This window comes from Streptomyces polygonati, from assembly GCF_042650325.1.
GTDB lineage: Bacteria > Actinomycetota > Actinomycetes > Streptomycetales > Streptomycetaceae > Actinacidiphila > Actinacidiphila polygonati.
Map to the genome: position 1 here is coordinate 202,434 of NZ_JBHSBB010000008.1, position 21,482 is coordinate 223,915.

13 protein-coding genes are annotated in these 21,482 nt (G+C 74.3%); 5 read left to right on the plus strand and 8 right to left on the minus strand.

All coding sequences use genetic code 11. The features are described 5' to 3' along the window. Positions 1–2: 2 nt before the first annotated feature. The gene (locus tag ACFO3J_RS09555) at positions 3–4,112 is read right to left on the minus strand and encodes a S8 family serine peptidase (protein WP_386428056.1); all 4,110 of its coding nucleotides are present in this window, start codon (positions 4,110–4,112) and stop codon (positions 3–5) included. A 190-nt stretch (positions 4,113–4,302) separates the two neighbouring features. On the opposite strand from ACFO3J_RS09555, the gene ACFO3J_RS09560 reads away from it, so the two are divergent. Both ACFO3J_RS09560 and ACFO3J_RS09565 read left to right on the plus strand, forming a co-directional pair. After that, complete coding sequence (locus tag ACFO3J_RS09560) at positions 4,303–5,319, plus strand: helix-turn-helix domain-containing protein (RefSeq protein WP_386428058.1); 1,017 nt, start codon at positions 4,303–4,305, stop codon at positions 5,317–5,319. Positions 5,320–5,615: 296 nt separating this feature from the next. Further along, positions 5,616–8,501: an AfsR/SARP family transcriptional regulator gene (locus ACFO3J_RS09565; RefSeq protein ID WP_386428060.1), complete on the plus strand. Its 2,886-nt coding sequence runs from the start codon at positions 5,616–5,618 to the stop codon at positions 8,499–8,501. 29 nt (positions 8,502–8,530) lie between these two features. Here the strand turns inward: ACFO3J_RS09565 and ACFO3J_RS09570 are convergent, their stop codons facing one another. Together ACFO3J_RS09570 and ACFO3J_RS09575 are read right to left on the minus strand one after the other, a co-directional pair. Continuing rightward, a complete protein-coding gene (locus ACFO3J_RS09570; protein WP_386428062.1) occupies positions 8,531–9,220 on the minus strand; it encodes a hypothetical protein in 690 nt (229 codons plus the stop codon). Positions 9,221–9,251: 31 nt separating this feature from the next. Beyond that, positions 9,252–9,839 (minus strand): sigma-70 family RNA polymerase sigma factor, encoded by a 588-nt coding sequence (locus tag ACFO3J_RS09575; protein WP_386428064.1) that lies wholly within the window; start codon positions 9,837–9,839, stop codon positions 9,252–9,254. Between the two features lie 178 nt (positions 9,840–10,017). Between ACFO3J_RS09575 and ACFO3J_RS09580 the strand changes: the two genes are divergently transcribed. Together ACFO3J_RS09580 and ACFO3J_RS09585 are read left to right on the plus strand one after the other, a co-directional pair. After that, positions 10,018–10,314, plus strand: coding sequence for a hypothetical protein (locus tag ACFO3J_RS09580; RefSeq protein WP_386428066.1), 297 nt, complete (start codon positions 10,018–10,020; stop codon positions 10,312–10,314). After that, the gene (locus ACFO3J_RS09585) at positions 10,311–10,907 is read left to right on the plus strand and encodes a hypothetical protein (protein WP_386428067.1); all 597 of its coding nucleotides are present in this window, start codon (positions 10,311–10,313) and stop codon (positions 10,905–10,907) included. Before ACFO3J_RS09580 ends, ACFO3J_RS09585 begins: the two co-directional genes overlap by 4 nt. 74 nt (positions 10,908–10,981) lie before the next feature. On the opposite strand, the gene ACFO3J_RS09590 is transcribed toward ACFO3J_RS09585, so the two are convergent. The 4 genes from ACFO3J_RS09590 to ACFO3J_RS09605 form a co-directional block, all read right to left on the minus strand. Beyond that, positions 10,982–15,340: an FtsK/SpoIIIE domain-containing protein gene (locus ACFO3J_RS09590; protein ID WP_449343640.1), complete on the minus strand. Its 4,359-nt coding sequence runs from the start codon at positions 15,338–15,340 to the stop codon at positions 10,982–10,984. A 121-nt stretch (positions 15,341–15,461) separates the two neighbouring features. Further along, the gene (locus ACFO3J_RS09595; RefSeq protein ID WP_386428068.1) at positions 15,462–15,755 is read right to left on the minus strand and encodes a WXG100 family type VII secretion target; all 294 of its coding nucleotides are present in this window, start codon (positions 15,753–15,755) and stop codon (positions 15,462–15,464) included. Positions 15,756–15,841: 86 nt separating this feature from the next. After that, positions 15,842–16,603, minus strand: a complete 762-nt coding sequence (locus ACFO3J_RS09600; protein ID WP_386428070.1) for an SseB family protein — start codon at positions 16,601–16,603, stop codon at positions 15,842–15,844. Between the two features lie 27 nt (positions 16,604–16,630). Next, on the minus strand, positions 16,631–18,640 hold the full coding sequence (locus tag ACFO3J_RS09605; RefSeq protein WP_386428071.1) for a scabin-related ADP-ribosyltransferase: 2,010 nt from the start codon (positions 18,638–18,640) through the stop codon (positions 16,631–16,633). 144 nt (positions 18,641–18,784) lie between these two features. Between ACFO3J_RS09605 and ACFO3J_RS09610 the strand changes: the two genes are divergently transcribed. Next, positions 18,785–20,257, plus strand: coding sequence for a hypothetical protein (locus tag ACFO3J_RS09610; RefSeq protein WP_386428074.1), 1,473 nt, complete (start codon positions 18,785–18,787; stop codon positions 20,255–20,257). A gap of 38 nt (positions 20,258–20,295) precedes the next feature. Here ACFO3J_RS09610 and ACFO3J_RS09615 read toward each other — a convergent pair whose 3' ends face one another. Next, positions 20,296–21,441, minus strand: coding sequence for an L-talarate/galactarate dehydratase (locus ACFO3J_RS09615; RefSeq protein ID WP_386428077.1), 1,146 nt, complete (start codon positions 21,439–21,441; stop codon positions 20,296–20,298). Between the last annotated feature and the right edge of the window lie 41 nt (positions 21,442–21,482).

Here is a 21,482-nt window from a genome sequence, read left to right on the forward strand (position 1 = left end):
GGTCAGTACGAGAACTGCTGGATCTGCCCGTCGTACGCCGCGTAGGTCCATCCCGTGCGGGTCTTCGGATCGAGCTGGAGGGAGTTCATCTCCCCTCCGTGGACGAGGGGACCGCCATGGGAGTCCATGCTGAAGCCGGTCAGGGTGCGCAGCACCGTACCCGAGGCGAGATCGACCAGCAGAAGCTGGCCGGTCGCGTTGTTGTCGAGCACCAGCCCCTGCTGGGAGCCGAAGTAGGCGGTGCCGGCGGGGGAGGAGTAGGAGACCAGCGCCAGCCGGTGGACGCCGTCCACGGCCAGCGCGACCGGGACCTGCTGGCGCAGGCTCACCGGCTCGCCCTGTGTGCCGGAGGTCTCGTCGAGGCCGGTCAGCACACTGCCGGGCACGATCTTGGTGCTGATCGAGGTGGCCGACAGGTTGTAGAGGGTGCCCGCGCCGTCCGAGGCGAAGCCGTGACTGCACCCGGAGGTGGAGCCGGCCCCGGTCACCGTACGGGCCACCAGGTCGACCCGCGCCACCGTGACACCGCCCAGGCACAGGAACGCGGGCGCGCCCTTGGCCAGATAGACCGCGCCGGTCGAGGTGTCGAAGTCCAGCAGGCTGTACGTCCCCGCCGGGACGCCGTCCGGGTCGGCGGGGATCGGCGCGCCCGCGACCCCCGAGGCCAGGTCGACCGGCAGCACCAGATCGCCGCCGTCGGCGGCCGAACGCAGCAGCAGCGCGCCCCTGTCGTGCGCGGCGTCCACCCGGCCGACGACGAACGTATAGCTGTCGGCGGGCAGTCGGCCGCTTCCGACGAGTTTGCCGGTGGCGGTGTTCCAGGTCTCCACGCCCACGTCACCGCCCGGCGCCGCCTGGTGGACGACCAGCGCGCGGTCGGCGCTCGCGCCCAGCACCTCGTAGTCCGAACCGGCGCCGCCGTCCGAGGCGATCACCGCGCCGTACACGCCGGTCGCCGGGTCGTAGCGGCGTATCTCGGTGCCCCCGGCGGCGGTGCGCAGGGCCGCGACGGAATGGCTGCCGGCGGTGGCGAAGCTCAGCACCGTGCTGCCCCCGGGCGCCGGCCCGTCGTCCACCGACAGGGTGGACAGCGCCGAGGCCTGGCCGATGACATGGTGGTCGCGGTCCAGGGCCAGCACCCGTACGTCGTACACCTCGGAGCCGGACAGCCCGAGTCCGAGCGCGTCCAGACGGATCGAGCCGGAGACCGCGGGCAGGGTGCGGTGCGTGGTGGACGGGGTGTTCACGCCGTCGTCGTCGAGGCCGCTGCCGTTGGCGTCGGTGAAGGTGTTCAGGGAGCCGTTCACGGTGGGCGCCGGGGCGGAGAACTCCACCTCGGCGGAGCGGGCGCCCCGCACCTCACCGGCGTCATAGCGCAGCGTGAACTCCGGTGCGGCGCGGGTGACTTCGGCCGTGTGCCCCGGGACACCGTCGCCGCCGGTGATCAGCGGCGCCGCGGCCCGCTGGTCGGCCGTGCCGCCGCTCACCCGGACCGGGGCGAACTCGCTCCAGGAGATGTACTGCGGGTTGCCGCCGAAGCCCGACTGGGCGATGCCGATGCCGTAGATCCCGCCGCCGCCGTCGAACGCGGCGGCCGGAAGGGTGATCGTGCCGCTCGCCGCGGTGAGCGACTGGTGCCAGGCGGCGCTGAAGACCGGGCCGAGCGCGGGGTTCCAGTGGCCGACGCCGGACACGACCAGCTGCGGATCGGCCGTAGCGGCGACCCCGCTCAGGTCGTAGGAGACCGTCACCGCGTGTCCCGCGCTCACCACGGCCGGCGCCTTCGGCGCGGCGGCCTCGGCGTAGGCGCCGTCGCTCGGGCCGACCGTGAGCGTACGGCGGGCGGTCGCGACCGTCCGGCCGCCGCTGACGACCGCGTAGGTCACCGTGAGCGCACGGTCGGCGGTGGCGACCACCGGGAGTCCGGCCGCCGCGAGCAGCTGCCGGGGCGTCACCCGTATCGCGGGGGAGCCGGACCGGAAGACGGTCCGGCCGACGGTCAGGGTGTACGCGGCTCCGGCGCCGTCCAGGCCGGTGACGTCACCGGCGAAGGTGACCGGGCCGACCAGGCCCTCGCCGTCGCCGCCGGAGGCCATGTCGCCGAGGTCGATCCGGTCCGGGTCGGTGGTCTCGGTGAAGGAGCCGCCGAGGCCGCCGGCGATCACCCGGTGGGCGACCGACAGCCGTACGAGCGAGGGGCCGCCGGGTGTGCGGCGGCCCAGCGCCTTCTCGGCCGCCGCGGTCACGTCGATCTGCGGCCCCACGTGCAGGGTCCGGTCGATCTGCGGCGGGGTCGGCACGGCCCGGCCGGTCTGCTCCAGCAGCTGCCGGACCCGCGCCGGGGTCAGTGCGTGCCCGCCGAGCCGTCCGGCCTGGAGCACCACCGCGGCGGCCGCGGCGATCTCCGGCGCGGAGGCCGAAGTGCCGCCGTTCAGCGAGGCGTCGACCTCCTGCGCGGCGCCGCCGGCCGTGTGCGAGAAGGCGACGATGTTGTCGCTCGGCGCCGACAGGTCCACCCGGCTGCCGAAGCCCGAGGAGAAGGTGCCGAAGCCGCTGATCCGGGTCTCGGCGGTGGTGGCCGGACCGCCGGCGCCCTGCGCGAGGGTGTCGTCCAGGGTGGTGCCGCCCGCCGCGATCGCCCCGGAGTCGGGCACCTCGGTGGGCGTGGTGGACGCCGCGTCGTCGTCGATCGTGGTGGCGGCGGCCGCCTTCCCTGCCGTGTCGGTGGGGGTGCTGCCGCCGTCGGGGCCTACCGAGGCGGGGGTGTAGAGCCGGGTCCCATCGTTGGACGAGATCGACACCACGATGCCGTCCTGCCGCACGATGGAGGCGACGACCGACCGTATGACCGGGTCGTCCTCCAGATAGCGGCCGGGGAAGCCCTGGGCGTCGGTGCCGAAGCCCAGGCTCGCGGTGATCACGTCGGGGCGGGGCGACTGCCGGGCCGCCGCCAGCAGCGCGCCGGCGATCCGGTCGGTGGTCGGCTGCTCCGGGACGACCAGACGGTAGTGGGCGCCCGGTGCGATGCCCAGCAGGTCGGTGTAGCCGCTGCCGGTGTCCGCAGGGCGCTGCCGGTCGTGGGGGAGCGGCGCCATCACGCCGAAGTCCAGCATGACCTCGCCGAGGGAGGCGTCCTGGTTCTCGGTGGAGGCGGCGCCGTCCAGGCCGCCGGCGTCCTCGGCCACATAGGTCGGGATCAGCGGCATCGACGGCAGGTCCAGATAGCGCTGGCCCTCGCTGACCACCGTGGTCGGGCCGTTGCTCCGCACATACGGGTCACCGGCGTCGGCCATCGACTGGTCGGTGAGGTCGCCGATGGACACATTGGTCACGGTCTCGCCCGCGCCCGGCTGCTGGCCGTAGCGGCCCTGGAGGAGCGAGAAGGCGCCCACCGCGTCGACGCCCCCGGCATTGAGGAACGCCTGGGCGGAGTCGGACAGCGCGTAGTTGGCGGGGACCCCGGAGGCGTCCGTCCGGCCGGCCGGGGGCGTGGCCGCCGGAGCGCGGGTGGCGCCGACGGCCGAAGGCAGCGGCTGGGCGCCGCTGTTCATGGTGTTCACATAGCGGTCGGGTTCGGCGGCGGCCACCCCCGGCGTGCCCCGCAGCGCGCGGGCGACCGCCGCGGAGTCCTTGTCCTTGGTCTGCAGGACGTAGGTGCGGGCCAGATCGGAGGTGTCCGCGCCGAGCGCCGAACGGGCCGCGCTCACGAGGCCGTTGACCGAGTCCGGGGACAGCCCGGGGAGCAGCGGGCGCAGCGAGACGGCGCCGGCCGAGCGCAGCCGCGCGTCCAGCCCGGCGCTGCTGGTGTCCGGGACGCGTGCGGCCACCCGGCTGCCGGCTGTTTCCGCGCCGGTCACCGATGTGCTGGCGGTGAGGGTGACCAGGACCTGGCCGGAAACGACGCCCTGGCGCTGCTTCGGCGGCGGTTTCGGCGAAGCGGCCTTCGCCAGGGGGGATAGGGCGGGAGGGGAGGAGGCGGCCCGCGAGGAGGCCGGTGGCGGCGCCGAAGCGGCGGCCGGTACGGCGACGGAGGCGGTGACGGCCGCGGTGACGGCCGCCAGCGCGACCGAGGCGCGGCCGAATCGGCCGGGGGGCGGGACAGACCGGTGCATGGGACACCTTCCGGCGAGGGGGAGCGCACAGCTCGGGCGAGGTCCCATGGCGAGCAGCCACCTGGCGGCCACCGCGGAACAGCGCCCCGTGCGGTGGAAGATGCCAAGCGCGGTGGATCATGTGCAAGATGTTCCCGGTGGCCGGATTCTGCCAGGTGGCGGCCGGTCGCCACCCGAGCGCGGAGAAGAAATGGAACTTAACGTCCTGGGTCTCGGCGATGAAACAGAACGCGTCTACATCGCGCTGATCGGCCACCCGCGCGGCACCGCCTCGGAGCTGGCCGGCCTGTGCGGCGGCTCCACCGCCTCGACCGCCCGAGTGCTCGCGACGCTGGTCGCCATGGGTCTGGCCACCCGGACCGGCGGCCGGCCGCCCCGCTTCACCGCGCACCCGCCCGAGGTCGCGGTCACCGCGCTGATCCAGGAGCGCGAGCACCAGCTGGACGCGGCGCGCTCCCTGGTGCAGCGGCTCGCCGAGACGCATCGCGAGGCCGGCCGGATCAGCCATCCGGACATCGCCGTGGAACTGCTGACCCACCGCGAGGACATCAGCGAGGCCGCGCACCGGCTGACCGCCGATGCCCGCCGCGAGGTCCGCGCCTTCGACCTGCCCCCCTACGTCGACCGGCCCGGCAGCAACCTCCAGCAGCAGATGCTGCGGCAGCGCACCGGGGTCACCCACCGGGTGATCTACTCGCGGGCCGCGGTCTCCTGGCCCGGCCGGCTGGCCGGCGACATCATGCCCAGCGTGCGGGCCGGTGAACAGGCCCGCGTGCGGGGCGAGTTGCCGCTCAAGCTGATCATCAGCGACGACCGGGCCGCGCTCATCCCCTTCAGCCTGGCGGCCGGCGGCCACGCGGCGGCGTATCTCGTCCACCGCTCCCCGATGCTCGCGGCGCTGGAAGCACTCTTCGAGGCCGAGTGGGACCGGGCGGTGGCCCTCGGCGTATCGGCGCCCGCCCTCGACGAGGGGCGGGCGGCCCCCGGCAGCGGAGCCGCGCCCGGCGCCGGCGGCCCGCCGCCCGATCCGGCGACCCGTGTGCTGCTCACGCTGCTCACCTCGGGTCTGACGGACGCGGCCATCGCCCGCACCCAGGGCTGGAGCCCCCGCACCACCCAGCGCCGCATCCAGCGCCTGATGACGACGCTGGGCGCCACCACCCGCTTCCAGGCCGCCCTCACGGCGGCGCGGCGGGGATGGATATGACCGCCGGGGACGGCGGTGTCAGCGGGCGCCCGCCCGACCCGGACGGCTGTCCTCGACCCCGCCCGGACCGGCGGCCGGCCGCCCCCTGACGCCGCCGTGCCGGGCCGGCACCGGTGTATCGTTCGACTTCTGAACAAGGGAGCCGTTCGGCGGGCGGCGCACCGGGCCGGTGCCTCATCCCTCGCGGGTCGGGCACCCGGGGCACCTCCCTGCCTCGCCCACCGTCGGTTCCGACCCGCCCCGGGCAGGCCCGGACGGGGCGCGACGAGAAGGACAGCGGCGGGGATCTTCGAGCGATGTTGACGGCAGTGCGGTACACGGTTCTCGGGCCGGTCAGGGTGTGGCGGGGCGACAGCGAGCTGACGCCGGGGCCCCCGAAGCAGCAGGCCCTGCTGGCCCTGCTGGCGGTACGCGCCCCGGAGCCGGTCGCCGTGCACGAGGCTGTCGACCTGCTCTGGGACGAGGACCCGCCGGACAGCGCCGTCAACGTGGTGCACCGCCACATCGGCGGGCTGCGCCGACTGCTGGAACCCGGACTGCCGCCCCGGTCCGAGGGCGCCCACCTGATCCGTACCAGCGGCGGCTACCGGCTCGCCGCCGACTCCGCCTCGCTCGACCTCGCCCGCTTCCGCGAGCTGCGGGCTTCGGCCCAGCGGGCGGTCGCCGCGGGCGCGGCGGAGGAGGGCGTACGCCTGCTCGTCGAGGCGCTGCGTCTGTGGCAGGGCCCGGTCACTGTCGGCGGCATGCCGCGTCTGCGGGACCATCCCGTCTTCGTGGCGGTGGAGAACGAGTACGTCGCCACCGCCAAGGAAGCCGCCGACGCGACGCCCTGGGAGGTGTCCGGGCTCGCCGAGGAGGTACTGGCCGCGCTGCGCCGGGTGGCGGCCGGGCGCCACCGGCTGGACGAGGCCCTGCAGGCCAGGATCATCACCGCGCTCGCCGCCTCCGGCCGGCAGGCCGAAGCGCTGGAGCTGTTCGGGTCCGTCCGGGCCGATCTGGCCGAGGAACTCGGCATGGACCCCAGTCCCGAACTGCGCGCCGCCCACGAGCAGGTCCTGCGGCAGAGCGCCGGTTCGTACGCCGCGACCGGCGACTCCCCGCCGCCGGCGGGCCCGGACAGTACGAGGACCGCCGTCCGCCCGGCCCAACTACCGGCCGACATCGCCTCCTTCGTCGGACGGCAGGACGAACTCGCCCGGTCCCGGGCGCTGCTGGAGCCGGACGATCAGGGCGCGCACGCTCCGGTGGTGATCGGGGCGATCAGCGGCATGGCGGGCGTCGGCAAGACCACACTGGCCGTGCGCTGGGCGCACATGGTCGAGGACCGCTTCCCCGACGGGCAGCTGTACGTGAATCTGCGCGGCTTCCACCCGGCGATGCCACCGCTCAGCTCCCTTGAGGCCATGCGCGACGTGATCGACGCGCTGGGGGTGAAGCCGGGCCGGATGCCGGACAGCCCCGACGCCCTGGCGTCGCTCTACCGCAGCCTGTTCGCCGGCCGCCGCTTCCTGATCCTGCTGGACAACGCCCGCGACTCCGAGCAGGTGCGCCCGCTGCTGCCCGCCGCCGGCGGCTGCCTGGCCATCATCACCAGCCGGCACCGGCTCGACGGCCTGATCGTCGCCGACAACGCCCGCTTCATCCCGCTGGGCCTGCTCAGCCGCGCCGAGGGCGTCGAACTCCTCATCCGCAGGCTGGGCGAGCAGCGGGTGACAGCCGAACGCGCCGCCGCCGAGGCCATCGTGGACCTGTGCGGCCGCCTTCCGCTCGCCCTCGCCATCGCCAGTGCCCGCGCCGTACTGCACCCGACCTTCCCGCTGGCCTCCATAGCGGCGGAACTCCGGGAGAGCCAGGGGGGCCTGGACGCCTTCGCCACCCATGACACCCGCACGGACGCCCGCAGTATCTTCTCCTGGTCCTACCAGGCCCTCAGCCCCGCCGCCGCCCGGCTGTTCCGGCTGCTCAGCCTGCACGCCGCCCCGGACATCGCCGCGCCGGCCGCGGCCAGCCTGGCCGGAGCGCCGCTGCGGGAGGTACGCCGCCAGCTCGCCGAACTCGTCGAGCACCATCTGCTCACCGAGCACACCCCCGGCCGCTTCACCTGCCATGAGCTGCTGCGCGCCTACGCCGCCGAGCTCTGCGAGGGACAGGACGACGAGCGGACCCGGGCCGCGACCCGCCGCCGGATGGTCGAGCACTATCTGCGCAGCGCGCACACCGCCGACGCGCTGCTCGCCACCTACCGGGAGCGGGTGACGCTGCCGGACCCGCCGCCGGGGGTCTTCCCGCAGACCTTCGGCGGGCCCTTCGAGGCCGCCGACTGGTTCCAGCGCGAGCGGCAGGTGCTGCTGGCCATGGTGGAGCAGGCGGCGCGGCACACCGCCGAGGGCGACGCGTCCTGCTGGCAGCTGGCGGCCACCCTGGAGATCTTCCTCGACCGGCACGGCCGCTGGCAGGAGCAGCACCACATCCAGACCACTGCCCTGGACGCCGCCCGCCGCACCGGCGACCTGCCCGGCCAGGCGAACGCCCTGCGCGCGCTGGGCTTCGCCGCCTGCCGCCTCGGCGCCCACGACGAGGCGCGGCGCTGTCTGTCCCGGGCGCTGGACCTGTTCGACCGGCTGGCCGACCCCATCGGCATGGGCCGCACCCACCGCTACTCCGCCTTCCTGGCCAACGTCATGAAGGACCACCGGCGCGCGCTCGACCACTACCGCCGGGCGGCGGACTGCTACACCCCCATCGGCTACGCCACCGGACAGGCCGCGATCCTCAACGAGATCGGCTGGACGCATCTGCTGATGGGCGAGTACGAGTCCACCCTGCTGCACTGCGAGCAGGCCGTGACGATGCACCAGGAGATCGGCGACCAGTGCGGCGAGGCCGCCGCCTGGGACTCCCTCGGCTACGCCCGCCACCATCTGCGCCGCTACGAGGAGGCGCTGACCGGCTACGGCCACGCGATCGACCTCTACCGCCGCACCGGGGACCGCAGCCTGGAGGCCGACACCCTGGTGCACGCCGGGGACAGCCACCACGCCCGGTCCGACCCGCGGCGCGCCGAGCAGGTGTGGCGGCAGGCCCTGGAGCTGTACGACCGGCTCGACCATCCCGACGCGGCGGGCGTGCGCGAACGGCTGGAGCGCCTGGAGCGCTCGCGAGAGGACGCCCCGGCCCGCTGAACAGCCTGCCGCGACAGGGGACATGACGGCTACGGCCGCGCCTTCTCGCCGGTCGGGCCGACCGCGAACCAGGTGCCCCCGACGCCCTGGCCCTTGGTGTCGCCCGGCTGGGTGTCCTGCGCGAAGCGGTAGACCGGCCAGCCGCCCACGGTCAGCTGGATCCGCCCGTCCGGCCGGCTGATCGCGCCGACCGCCTTCGGGTCGACCCCGGCCAGATAGACGTTGCCGCCTTCCTCGACCGTCACCGGCGGCCACTGCGTCGCGCAGGCGTCGACGCAGTTGGAGGCCGACGGCTGCGCGGTGTCCTTGTCGAAGCGGTACAGCGTCGACTCGTTGATGTCGATCAGGTGGGCCCCCAACCGGGGCGACTGGACCGCCGACAGCTGCACCCAGACCGGCGGCGCCTGCTGGACGGCGGCGCCGGTGACCGTACCGCCGGTGCCGTTCAGGCCGTTCTGTGCCGCGCTGCTGTCGATGACCTGCAATCCGGTGTTGCCGGCCGCGGCGGTGGCGGGCTCGGTCGTGGCGGGCGGCGCGGGCGGCGGGGTGGTCGCCGCCGGGGCGGAAGCCGGGGCGGCGGCGGGCGTGCTGGTGACCGTGACGGTCCTGGTGCAGCCGGCGGCGGCGACACCGGCCAGCACGAGGACCGCGGCCAGCACGGCGGCGCGCGGGGCGGTCGGGCGGGGGCGCGTGCCGCTGCGGCGGGGAGAGGGACTCACACGATGTACACGGAGCGCGGCGCCCGAAGGTTCACGGCCGCGCGGGATCGGCCGGATCCGTTCCGCCCGGCCCGGCGGCGGGCCGGGCCGCACCCGCCGGGCCGGCCACGCCGCGCGAGCGCAGCTTCGACAGGGCGTAGTGCTGACGGGACTTGACCGTCCCGGCGGGCACCCCGAGGATCCCGGCGGTCTCCTGCACGGTGCGGCCGCACAGATAGGTGTGCACCAGCACCTCGCGGTGCTCGTGGGACAGCAGCCGCAGCAGCCGGGTGGACTCCACCGAGGCCAGCACGGCGTCGGTGTGGTCCCGCTGGCTCATCTCGTGGTTCCCGGCGTCGATCGTCTCGTAGCGCGCCGAAGGACTGCGCAACCGGTCGATGACGAGATTGCGGGTCACCTTGAGCAGCCAGCCGCGTATCGACCCCTCGGTGCTGTAGAGCCGGTCGGTGTGCGGCCAGGCGCGGATCAGGGCCTCCTGCGCGATGTCCTCGGCGAGGTGGTGGTCACCGAGCAGCCGCTCCGCGTAGGCGGTCAGGGCCTTGCGGTGCTCCGCGACCATCGAGTGCAGGAGTTCGGATCGGGCTGCCGGGGCGTACGGGGCCGCCGCGCGTGTCTTCATGGTCCTGGTTCCCTCAGGGGTGAGCCGTCTCTGAGGAAGACCGTAGGCAGGGGGCTGTGCCGGATCCGTGCCGCTTGTGTGCCGTCCTCCGCGTTGAACGAAGCACCCACCGCGGCGCGTGTTCCTGCTGCGGGGAATCACCCCGGCGCACACCGGCACACACGCACCAGGGATCGGGATGGCTCAGGACGTCAACATACCCGGGGACGAACTGCTCGAAGCACAGAACATGCTGGGCTTCGTGCACGACTTCATCGACATCGGGCACCACACCTTCGACTTCGACGCGGCGTTCGGCCCGGAACTGTCCCACGGCTCCGCGCAGAACTTCGAGAACAAGTGGAACGACGGCAAGCAGCAGCTGCGGAAGCAGGTGCAGGGCGTCAAGGACGCCATCGGCAGCATCCTGGACGCCTTCGCCAAGACGGACCAGGACGCCGTACAGAACCTCAGCGACGGGCAGGCCGGCCAGTGAGCAGCGCACAGCGATTCGTCCTCGACGTCCCCGATCTGTGGGACCAGACCGACCTGAGCGGGGAGGAACTGGCCAGAACCCGGGCGACGGTGCTCGCCACCACCGACGACCCCCGGCAGAAGGCCCGGATCAACGACATGTTCCGGCAGGGCCGTGAGGTCAGCAGGGCGGCCCGCCGGCAGGGCGCGCTGCTCGCCACGGGTACGGCGACCCTCTACGACGAGGGACTGTTCATGGCCTACGGCATGGTCTTCGCCGTCACCACGCCCAAGGGCTCCGAGCTCACCCTGCCGGTGCTCTCCGCGCAGCTCGGCGTCTCCACGGCCGGCGGCGCGGCGCCCAAGGACCGGGTGATCACCTCGGCGAAGGTGCCGGCGGTGGGGACGGTGGCGCGGGTCACCGGCACCGAGGTCACCCGGCTGACCGGCGACATCGACGTGAAGCTGCTGACGATGCACACGATGATGCCGGTCCCCGGGACCACCGAGGACTTCCTGGTGGTCACCCTGGCCAGCCCCAACCTGCCGCTGAAGGAGGAGGTCTACGACCTCTTCGACGCGATCACCGGCACCTTCCGCTTCGTGCCGGCGTGAACGGACGGGGACGGCCGGGCGCGGTGCGCCCGGCCGTCCCCCTGGTCCGTCTCCGGACCGCCCCCGGCGCGCGCTCAGCCGTCCACCGAGGACAGCGGGACCTGCACCGCGACCAGCGCGCCGTCGCCGAGGTGCAGCAGCCCGCGGCCCGGCTGCGGGGCCTGCCCGACGAGACCGCGGCTCAGCCGCACCCCGATCACATCGCCGTCGCTGAGGGTCTGCGGCGACAGCAGCATGCCGGTCCGGTTCCGCTTCACCTGGCCCATCCAGCCGCCCAGGCTCAGCGACAGCGACTCCGCGTTGCCCGCCGCCATCAGCCCCCAGCCGTTGCCGGCCCCGCCGCGCGCCAGCAGCGCCAGGTCCGACTCGATCTCGGAGCCCATGAACAGCTCCGCGTCGTCCACCAGGATCACCGCGTTCGCCTCGGACACATTGCCCAGCACCTTGCGGAAGTCGGCCACCGGCACCTCCGCGTCGGTGATGACCGCCGAGATCCCGGGCCGGCCGGCCAGCTCGCGCAGCGGCGAGCGGCGCGGCGCCAGCACGATGACCCCGGTGCCGCGGGCCAGCAGCGACAGGGCCGCGGTGAGCAGCACTGTGCTGCGACCGGTGCGCGGCGGCCCGGCGACGACGAAGGTGGGGACATCCGCGAGATCCGGCCCCAGCGAGGCCAGTACGTCGCCGCCGATGGCGACCATCGGCCGCATCATCCCGGTCGGCCCGTGCAGGGCGGCGGCCTCGGCGTAGGAGATCCGGTCCGGCAGTACGTCCAGCGACAGCGGCCGGCGGGTGGCGGTGATGCCCGCCTCCCGCTCCGCCAGCACCTTGCCGAGGTCGATGAGCACCCGCGCCTGCGCGGTGCCGGCCAGATCGGCGCCGAGCACCGCGATCTGGGTCTCGGTCAGGTCCTGGGTGCGGATGCCCCGGCCCGGGGCCTGGGCGGCGGGCGCGGACCTGGTGGGGATGCCGACGGAGGAGTAGTCCTGGCGGTCGTTGAGGCGCAGCACGATCTTGTCCTCGGTGGTGCCGGAGAACCGGCTGCTGCCCAGCACCCGGTCGCCGGCCAGCACGACATGGATGCCCGCGCCCGCGCCGTCCCGCAGCAGTCTGACCAGCCGCTCCATCAGGCTGCCGTTGTCGTAGGCGGTGAACTCGCGCTCGAAGACCTCGAAGCGGTCCACCATCAGCACGATGTGCGGCAGCCGCCGCTCGGGCGGCTGGGTGGTGCGCAGCTCGGTGAGGTCCGCGGTGCCGCGGGCGCCCAGCACGCCCTGGCGGGTGGTGAGTTCGGTGTTGAGCCGGTCGAGCAGGCGTCCCAGCCGCTCGACCTGGTTGCGGTCGACGACCGCGCCGCAGTGCGGCAGCGCGGTCAGGGCGTTGAGCGCGCCGTTGCCGCAGTCGATGCCGTACAGGTGGACGTCGTCGGCGCCGTGTGCCTGGGCCAGGGCCGCGGCCAGGGTGCGCAGCGTCTGCGAGCGGCCGCTGCGGGGCGAACCGACGATGTGCAGATGACCGGCCCGGTCCAGGTCGAAGGTGAGCGGGGCGCGGGCCTGCCGGGCGGGCAGGTCCACCAGCCCGTAGGCGACGGCCGGCAGGGCGCCCGGGCGCCGCTCGGCGGGCAGCGGCGCCGCCGGGACGGTCCACTCCAGCAGGTCGGGCAGGGCCGGCAGCCAGGGACTCGGCTGCCGGGGCACCTCGGCGAGCCGCGCCGCCCGCGCGACGGCCGCGGTCAGCACCGCCAGGTCGGTGACGGCCTCGGTGCCGGCCGGACCGGAGGCACGGGCCGGGCCGCCGATCAGCGGGCCGCCCAGATCCCGCCAGGCCACCGCCGCCGCGCGGACCGGCACCTCGGTCTCCGCCGCGCTCTGCCCGCCGGGGCGGCGCCCGCCCACCCGGCCGGCCTGGAACGGCAGCAGCGCCGAGGGCCCGAGCCGGGCGTAGGCGCGGCCCGGGTTGGCGGGGGAGATGTCACCGGAGTCGGGCGCGTCGATGATGTCGCGGCTCTCGGTGGTGTCGGTGGTGCGCAGCGCGATCCGCAGATTGGTGTTGGCGCGGATGTCCGGGGTGACCGCGCCGCCGGGGCGCTGGGTGGCCAGCACCAGGTGGATGCCCAGCGACCTGCCGCGCTGGGCGATGTTGACCAGACCCGCGATGAAGTCCGGCAGTTCGCGGACCATGGAGGCGAACTCGTCGATGACCAGCAGCAGTCGGGGCAGCGGCGGCATCACATTCCCGCCGCGCTGCCGCTTGTCGAGGTAGTCCACCACGTCCTTGGCGCCGACCTCGGCCAACTGCGTCTCGCGGCGCCGCAGTTCGGCTCCCAGCGAGACCAGCGCCCGCTCCACGAGGTGGGTGTCGAGGTCGGTGACCAGACCGACGGTGTGCGGCAGGTCGGCGCACTCGGCGAAGGCGCTGCCGCCCTTGTAGTCCACGAGCACGAAGGTCATCTCGTCCGGGCGGTTGACCACCGCCAGGGTGGCGACCAGTGTCTGGAGCAGCTCGGACTTGCCCGAGCCGGTGGTGCCGGCGATCAGCGCGTGCGGGCCGTCCCGCACCAGGTCCACCGAGAAGTCCCCGTCGTAGCCGGTGCCCAGGATCGCCCTGGTGCTGCGGCCGCCGAGCGACCAGCCGGCCACCACGGCCTTCGCGCTCGGCGGCTCCAGACCCAGCAGGTCGAGCAGCCGTACGGAGCCGGGCAGCGCGCTCTCGTCGCTGTCACCGACCCCGCGCAGCGGCGCCAGCGAGCGGGCCAGCGCCTCGTACCAGCCCGGCTCGGGCGAGTCGGTGCGTACGTCCGGCAGGGCGGCGGCCGAGCCGGTGCGCACCCGGCAGGAACCGGGGGCGCCGGTCTCGATGACGACGACCGCGCCGCACTCCTCGGGCAGCAGCCGCTCCTCGCGGTCGATGCAGATCGTATGGACGCCCACGGACGGGCCGTCGCGCAGCAGTGCGATCACACCGGGCAGCGACCGCGCCCTGCGCGCCTGCTCCAGCACCACCAGCACGTCCGGGTAGCCGCTCACCCCGCCCCTGACCAGCTCGGGTCCGGCGGCGATCCGGGACTGGACGAGCTGGCCGAGTTCGCCGATCCGCCGGGCCAGCGAGTCGGTGGTGCTGCCCACCAGGGAGTACGCGTCCTCGCCCTGCGCCTGGGCGTGCGGCAGCCAGCGGGTCCAGGACCAGTCCTTCTCGCCCTCGGGTCCGGCCAGCACGACGATCCGCAGATCGGCCGGGCTGTGCAGGGAGGCGGCCTGGGCCGCCATCCAGCCGGCCAGCCGGGCCGCGCCCGGACCGGCGATCCCCGCGACCCCGGCCCGGCGCATCGCCACCGACACCGGGACCTGGTTGAGGCGCGGCACGGTGGTCCGCCGGTGCTCGTCCTGGGTGGGGTCCTCGACGCTCAGCGACGACGGCAGGTCCGCGGTGCCGACCCGCACCGACAGGAAGTCGGGGTCCTGCCAGCGCCGTTCCCACAGCCGCTCGGACGGCTGGGTGGCCATCTGGAGCAGGGACGCGGGATCGGGCAGGGCGAGCCGCAGATTGTGCTGCTCCTCCAGGATCGCGGCGTCGATGTCGGCGTGCAGGCGTGCGAGCACCTTCTCGTGCTCCGCCTTCTGCTCCAGGTACTTGACCATCGCCTGCTTGCGGCCGCCGAACTGGGTGACCAGCGCGGCGACCGGTGAGAGCAGCGCGATGAAGACGAAGGTCCACGTCTTGGTGACGAAGATGGCGATCGCCGCGCTGCCGGCCGGCAGCAGCAGGATCGGCAGCAGCGGAATCGGCCGCTTGTCCGGCTTGACCGGCGGGGTCGGCAGCCGGAAGCGGGCGCCGGCCGACGGCGGCAGGAAGCGCGGCGGCCGGTTGAACTCCAGGCCGAGCCCGTCCTGGGCGGCCGTCAGCGGCGCCTTGGCGGACTGACGGGACGTCAGCTCCAACAGGATGTCACCGACGGCGAGTTGGCTGCCCTCCCGCCATCCCGCCCCGCTCCGGGCCGCCTTGCCGTCCATCAGCGCCATCTCGGCGCCGAGCAGTTCGGCGGAGCCGTCGACCGCGACCCGGACCCGGGCCGCGACCGGGGGAGCGCCCGGCGCCAGCCGGATACGGCAGGCCGGCGCGCCGCCGATGTCGTAGTCACCGGGCATCAGGCGGTAGACGGTCCCGGCGCCCGCCCCCGACACCACCCGGATCTCGGTACGGCCCTCGGGCTCGGGCTCCGTGGGAACGGGAGCGCCGAGCCCGAGGTCCATGCCGTCCCGTATCCCGGCCGCCCGGAGAGTCGCAAGCGGGTCCACGGCCTCGGCGCCGACGAACAGGGCCGGCTCCGGCGCCCGGTCCGGGCCGCTGCCCGGGTGGCCGACGGCGCGTGCCAGCTCCGCCGCGAACCGGCCCGCACGGGCGGAGGGTTCGGTGTCGACGACGACTGCGGTGGACACCCCCTCGTCCTGCGGGTCACGAACGCTGACGTTCAATCGCACGGGGATCGTCTCTCTCCTGCTGCTGGGGAACGGGGATGGCCGGGCAGGGTCAGTCAGGGTCAGTCAGGGTCGGCCGGGGTCAGCCGAGGTTGGCGCCGAGCTGGTCGTCGGTCTGCGAGAAGGCGTCACCGACGGACTTCACGTACTGGCCGATGCCCTGGAGCCCCTGGTTGACCTGGTCGAAGCCCTTGGCGAACTCGTCGAAGAACGGCGAGAACTTCTGCTGGGCGGCCGGCGTGCTGTAGCCGTTGGACAGCAGGCTGGAGATCTTGCTCTTGACCTCGGAGAGCTTGTCCTGGAGCTGCGAGAAGTCATTGAGCAGCGCCTGCGAAGTGGAGGCGGTCTCGTCCGAGTTGACCTTGTAGTCGGGCATGGTGGTGCTCCTTGCTGATGATCGGGATGCCACTGTCGGGCCGTCCACCCCGCGTGGGGTGGAAGTCTGTTGGGTGCGCGGAAGGGTCAACCGCCGCCGCTGACCCGCCCCTTGCGGGGAATGCCGGGCAAGCCGGGCAGGCCGGTGCTGGGGGCATCGGGCCGCGGATCGCGCTCGGCGGCAGCCGCCGCGCGGCCCGCCGGCGCCGCCCGGGTGGCGAGGGCGGCGCGGAGCTGCGCGCTCGACACCCCCATGGACACCTCGCTCTCCGGGTTGATCCACAGCGCGGTCTCGTCCGGCAGCAGGCCGAGCAGCTCGGCGGATTCCACCGGCAGCAGCCTGGGCGCGGCCGGCGGCGCCTGCCGGGGGTCGGTCAGGACGGTGACGTAGGGGCCGTCCTCGTCCTCGTACGCGGTCAGTTCGCCGGCCGCGTTCGTCGGCAGGTACACGGTGGTGCCGGCCAGCGCGTCCAGCACCGCCGCCTCGGTGCCCTGGCCGGTCGCGGCGCGCCGCATGGCGGCGTCCACCGGGTCGGTGGGCAGCCCCGCCTCCCCGGCCGGTCCGCCGTCTCCGGCCGGGCCCGACCCGGCCTGGTCGGTGAAGAGCAGGCTCAGCTGCGAGGGGCGGTACCCGGGGTTGGTGACGAACTCCCCGGGCTCGCCGTCCGGGCCGACCGGCCAGGCACCGATCACCGCGTGCGGCGGTACGGTGCCGTCGGGGTCGTAGCCGGGATCGATCGAGTAGAGCCAGCTCCCGGCCGGCTGCCGGGCCCTGGCCGGTGTGTTCCCGACGGGTCCTGGCTGTGCGCGGCCGGTGTGCTGCTCGGCCGGGTGGGCTTCTTCGATCATGTCGCTCTTCCGTGAGGGTATGGGCCGCTACGCGGGAGGCGGCGGGGGAAGCGGGGGGAGGGCCCCGGTGGGCGCCGGACGCGGCGGGGGCATTGCCCCGCCGCCGGGCGGCGGCGGTGGCGCGCCGCCCGGTGCCGGCCGCGGGGGCGGCAGCGGCCGGGTGCGCGGCAGCCGCGGGGGCGCGGGGGAGTGGTGGACCACCGGGCCCTGCGAAGGACCGGCCACCGGGACGTGCGGCGGCGGGCCGGCCGGCGGGAAGCCGCTGCCGGGCGGCGGGATCGGCGGCGGGCTCGGCGGCAGCGGGAGGTGCGCCGGGTCGAAGCCGGGACGGGGGACGAAGTTGGGATTGCGGACGAACGGCCCCACCGTCACCGGTGCGAAGGGAGGCCCGCCGGACGTGACCAGCCTGGCCCCGACGATGTCCGACGCCGCGATGCCGCCCGGGAAGGCGATCTCCTGCTGGCCCTGGTTGAAGTGCGGGCCCAGCGTGGCGTTGACGTCGATGCCGCCGGGAGGCGCGAGGTGGAAGCGGAAGACCAGCGCGCCGTTGGGCCCCGCCCCGCCGAGGAAGTTGAGGTTCTCGTTCCTGGTCGTCGACACGAAGGCGGAGGGGGTGTTGGCGGCCACGAAACCCGCCAGATCGGTGTTGGCCGGATTCCTGGGCGCGAAGCCGGTCTGGAAGATGCCGCCTTCACCCACCGGGGTCCGGGTGTCGTCCCGGAACAGCGGGTTGTTGTCGGTGCGCAGCTGGGGCGGCGGCGCGGCGGCGGCCGGGACACCCGGCGCGCCGCTGGTCGAGGGCGTCGGACCGCCCTCGCCCGGCAGGCCCCGGGAGGTGCCGCCGCCGGCGGACTTGAGCGGGATCCCGCCGCCCGCGCCGCTCCCTCCCCCGCTCCCCGGCCCGCCGCCCTGTCCGCTCTGTCCGCTCTGGTCGCCGAGCTTCTTCTTGGCCGCGATCCCGCCGCCCACCGCGCCCGCCGCTCCCGCGCCGAAGATGAGGCCGGCGTCCAACTGGTCGCCGTTGAGGGCCTCGGTCGTCGCCTCGTCGGTGGCCTTGTCGCCGAAGCCCTTGACGATCTCGCCGCCGATCTTCCCGCCGGTGCTGTTCACCAGCGGTCCGATCGTCCTGCTGCTGTTGATCGAGGTCTTGATACCGGTGATCGTGCCGCTCACCGACTTGGCCGCGCCGGGGGCGAGTTTGGCGATCCCGCCGACCCCCGCCTTCGTCACCGCGCCGCCCAGCTTCAGCACCGATCCGCCGGGGACCAGGCCGATCAACCCGACCAGGAAGTCGCCCAGTTTGAAATTGCCGCTCGCTATCGCCGATATCTGGGTGATGGCGAACAACGCGCCGCCGAGCAGCAGTCCGGCCACCGGGAAGAACACCGACACGACCGCGATCAGCAGGCCGAGCAGGATCTGGACGAACGGGAAGTCCTTGAAGAAGTCGGAGATCTTCTGGAAGATGTTCCGCTCCGGGATCGCCTCGCCGGCCGCCTTGTCCAGCACGTCCGCGCAGGAGCGCTGCGCCGTCTCGCGCATGGCCTTGGCCTGCTCCGCCAGGCTTTTGGCCGCACTGAGCTGCTGCTGCCCCTGCGAGATCGCGTCCTGCGTCTGCCGCGCCGCCGCCTTGTCCTGGTCGGTCGCGTCGGCCGCCAGCGTCCTGGGCTGCTGATCGGCCTGCGGGGCGGCGGCCTGGGCCTGGTCGACCGCGCGGTCGAAGGTGTCCTGGGCTTCCTGGAGCCTGGGGATGTAGTCGGTGTAGGCCCGGGCGGCGTCGTGGTAGGAGTTCATCGTCTTGGTCAGCTTGTCGGGCAGATCGTCGCCGATCTTGTCCTTGAGCTTGTCCATCGCCGAGCCCCGGCCCTGCGAGATGGCGCCGTCCTTCTTGATGACGTTCAACGCCTTCTCCGCCGCGTCCCCGATGTCGCGGTACCGCTGGGCGACGCCCTGGATCAGGTCCGGATCACCCGGCGTCGGGTCCTTGTCCAGCCCGACCAGGGCGAAGTCCGCGGGACTTGAGTGCTGCCGTGCCATGAACTGGTCCCCCGCCGCTGATCTGTTCCGTGTTCGCCTCCTACACGGACGGCACCCGCCCAACCGTTCAGCCGAATTTTCGAACTCTTTCCCGGGCGGCCCCGTGTAGGAGGTGAAGCAGTGTCATGAGCACCTGGGGAGAAGATGAGCAACGGCGTCGTCGCCACCGCGGTCAGCCCGCCGAGACACGTCACGGCGCACCGGAAGGGCGGACCGGGGCGGGCCGTACGGCCGGGACGCGGCCTGCTGCGGGCGGTCGCCGTCCTGCTGCTGGCCGTGTGGGCGGCGGCCGGACTGGCGGCCCCCGCGACGGCGGACGACAGCGGCGCGGTGGTGAAGGTGTTCGTGGTCCAGGACCCGGCGCGGTCCGGGCAGGCACTCGCCACCCTGCGGTCCGTCGCCACGGCCACCCTGGGCGACCCGTCGCGGGCCGGCGAGATCTTCGACCTCAACAAGGGACTGGCCCAGCCGGACGGCGGCGCGCTCACCGCCCCGGCGGACCAGCTCCACCCCGGCTGGATCCTGCGGCTGCCCGCCGACGCCGCCGGCCCCGACGTCCAACTCGCCAAGGACTCCGGCGCCGCCCCGAACGCGCAGGACGGGACGGCGGGGACGAAGAGCGGCACCGCCGCCACGACCGGCGCCACGACCACCACGACGACGACCAGGACGACCCTGCTGTCGATCCCGCTGCCCGCCGCCCTCGCGCTGATCGGCGCGATCGCGCTGGCCCTGGTGACGGCCGCCATCGTGGCCAGGCAGCGGGTGCGCACGGCGCTCGGCTCGGTCGGGCGGCTCTTCGCCCGGCTGGGGGAGCCGGCCGCGCGCCGGCGCAGGACCGAGGCCCGGCGCGCGGTGGGCCGGAGGTTCGCCGCCGACGCCGAGTCGGTGCGGCGTGCCTACGGCGCGCTGGGCGAGTTCGCCGCCGCGGGGGACCGTCCGGACAAGCCGGTGCACGCGCTGCGCGTCGACCCCGAGGGGACGACCGTCTGGCTGGCGGCCACCGAGACCATGGACCGGCCCTGGCAGAGCGTCGACGACACCCGCTGGCGCCGCCCGTCGGCCCCCGGTGACGGGCAGTGGGGCGCCGGCGGCCCGGACCCGACGGCCTGTCTGGTGCGCGCCGGGGCCGACACCGACGGCGCGCCCGTCTTCGTCGACCTCAGCCGGCTGGACGGCGTCCTCAGCGTGACGGGGGACCGCGCGGTGGCCGGCGACGTGATCCGCAATCTGCTGGCCGAGACCGCCCGCAGCAGGCCCGACACCCCGGTGACCGTGCTGCGGACCGGTGACGGCGCCCCGCCGGTGGCGCTGCCCGCGGGCCTCCGGCAGGTGACCCGTGTCGAGGAGCGTACGGTCACCCCGCGCGCCGCCGCGGCTCGCGGCACCATCCTCGGGGCCGCGTCCCGGCGCCCCGTCAGGGGCCTGGTGGTCATGACGGGCACGCCCACCGAAAGCGAGGCCGCCGAACTGGCCGCGCTGTGCGGGCCCGGCGGGGCCGGCTGGACAGGTCTGGTGTGCGGCGAGGCCGACGGCGCCCACTGGCGCTGGCACACCGACGCCCGCGGCGAGGTGGACATCCCCATCCTCGGCGTGCGCCTCACCGTCCCGGTCTGACCGCGCCCGACCCACCGCCCGGCCCGGTTTTCAGCAGGTCAGTCCGGCTGCCCGACCACGCAGGACTCCTTGGTCCAGGCCCTGGCCTGCGCGCTGAGCGTGATGCCGAGGCCGGGCCGGGCCGACAGGTGCATCCGGCCGTCGCGGATCTCCTGGCGCTCGTCGAACAGCGGCTCCAGCCACTCGAAATGCTCGACCCACGGCTCCCGCGGGTACGCCGCCGCCAGGTGCAGATGGATCTCCATCGCGAAGTGCGGGGCGAGTCGCAGGTGCCGGTGGTCGGCCAGGGCGGCGACCTTCAGGAACTGGGTGATGCCCCCGACGCGTGGGGCGTCGGGCTGGAGGATGTCGCAGCCGCGGCCCTCGATGAGGGCGGCGTGCTCGGCCGCCCCGGCCAGCATCTCGCCGGTGGCGATCGGGGTGTCGAGGGCGGCGGCGAGCGCGGCGTGCCCCTCGATGTCGTAGGCGTCGAGCGGCTCCTCGATCCAGGTGAGCCCGAAGCCCTCCAGGGCGCGGCCCATCCGCAGGGCGGTGGGCCGGTCCCACTGCTGATTGGCGTCGACCATCAGGGGTACGCCGTCGCCGACGCGGGCGCGTACCGCCTCGACCCGCTTGAGGTCGGCGGCGCCGTCCGGCTGGCCGACCTTGATCTTGATGCCGCCCAGACCCCGCTCCAGCAACGCGTCCGCGTTGTCCAGCACTTCCTCGACGGGAGTGTGCAGAAAGCCGCCCGAGGTGTTGTAGCAGCGCACGGAGTCCCGGTGGGCGCCCAGGAGTTTGGCCAGCGGCAGCCCGGCGCGCCGGGCCTTGAGGTCCCACAGGGCGATGTCGAGCGCGGCGACGGCCTGGGTGGCGAGCCCGCTGCGGCCGACCGAGGCGCCGGCCCAGACCAGCTTGTCCCACAGCCGGCCGATGTCGCTGGGGTCCTCTCCCACCAGCACGGGCGCGACCTCCCGGGCGTGGGCGTACTGCCCGGGGCCCCCGGCGCGCTTCGCGTAGCTGAACCCGATGCCCTCGTGGCCGTCCCGGGTGGTGATCTCGGCGAAGAGCAGCGCTATCGCGGTCATCGGACGCTGCACCCCGGTCAGCACCTTGGCGTCGCTGATCGGGACGGCCAGCGGCAGCAGCACGGACGACAGCCGGACCGAGCGGATACGGTCACCGGCGAGCGCGGCAGGGTGCACGGGAGATCTCCTTCGGTTTACGTACGTGAACGATGGGCGCC

Excerpts from the sequence above, each read along its gene's own strand:
- ACFO3J_RS09555 (WP_386428056.1), bottom strand. The coding sequence starts at position 4,112 with ATGCACCGGTCTGTCCCGCCCCCCGGCCGATTCGGCCGCGCCTCGGTC.
- ACFO3J_RS09560 (WP_386428058.1), top strand. The coding sequence starts at position 4,303 with ATGGAACTTAACGTCCTGGGTCTCGGCGATGAAACAGAACGCGTCTAC.
- ACFO3J_RS09565 (WP_386428060.1), top strand. The coding sequence starts at position 5,616 with ATGTTGACGGCAGTGCGGTACACGGTTCTCGGGCCGGTCAGGGTGTGG.
- ACFO3J_RS09575 (WP_386428064.1), bottom strand. The coding sequence starts at position 9,839 with ATGAAGACACGCGCGGCGGCCCCGTACGCCCCGGCAGCCCGATCCGAA.
- ACFO3J_RS09580 (WP_386428066.1), top strand. The coding sequence starts at position 10,018 with ATGGCTCAGGACGTCAACATACCCGGGGACGAACTGCTCGAAGCACAG.
- ACFO3J_RS09595 (WP_386428068.1), bottom strand. The coding sequence starts at position 15,755 with ATGCCCGACTACAAGGTCAACTCGGACGAGACCGCCTCCACTTCGCAG.
- ACFO3J_RS09600 (WP_386428070.1), bottom strand. The coding sequence starts at position 16,603 with ATGATCGAAGAAGCCCACCCGGCCGAGCAGCACACCGGCCGCGCACAG.
- ACFO3J_RS09605 (WP_386428071.1), bottom strand. The coding sequence starts at position 18,640 with ATGGCACGGCAGCACTCAAGTCCCGCGGACTTCGCCCTGGTCGGGCTG.
- ACFO3J_RS09610 (WP_386428074.1), top strand. The coding sequence starts at position 18,785 with ATGAGCAACGGCGTCGTCGCCACCGCGGTCAGCCCGCCGAGACACGTC.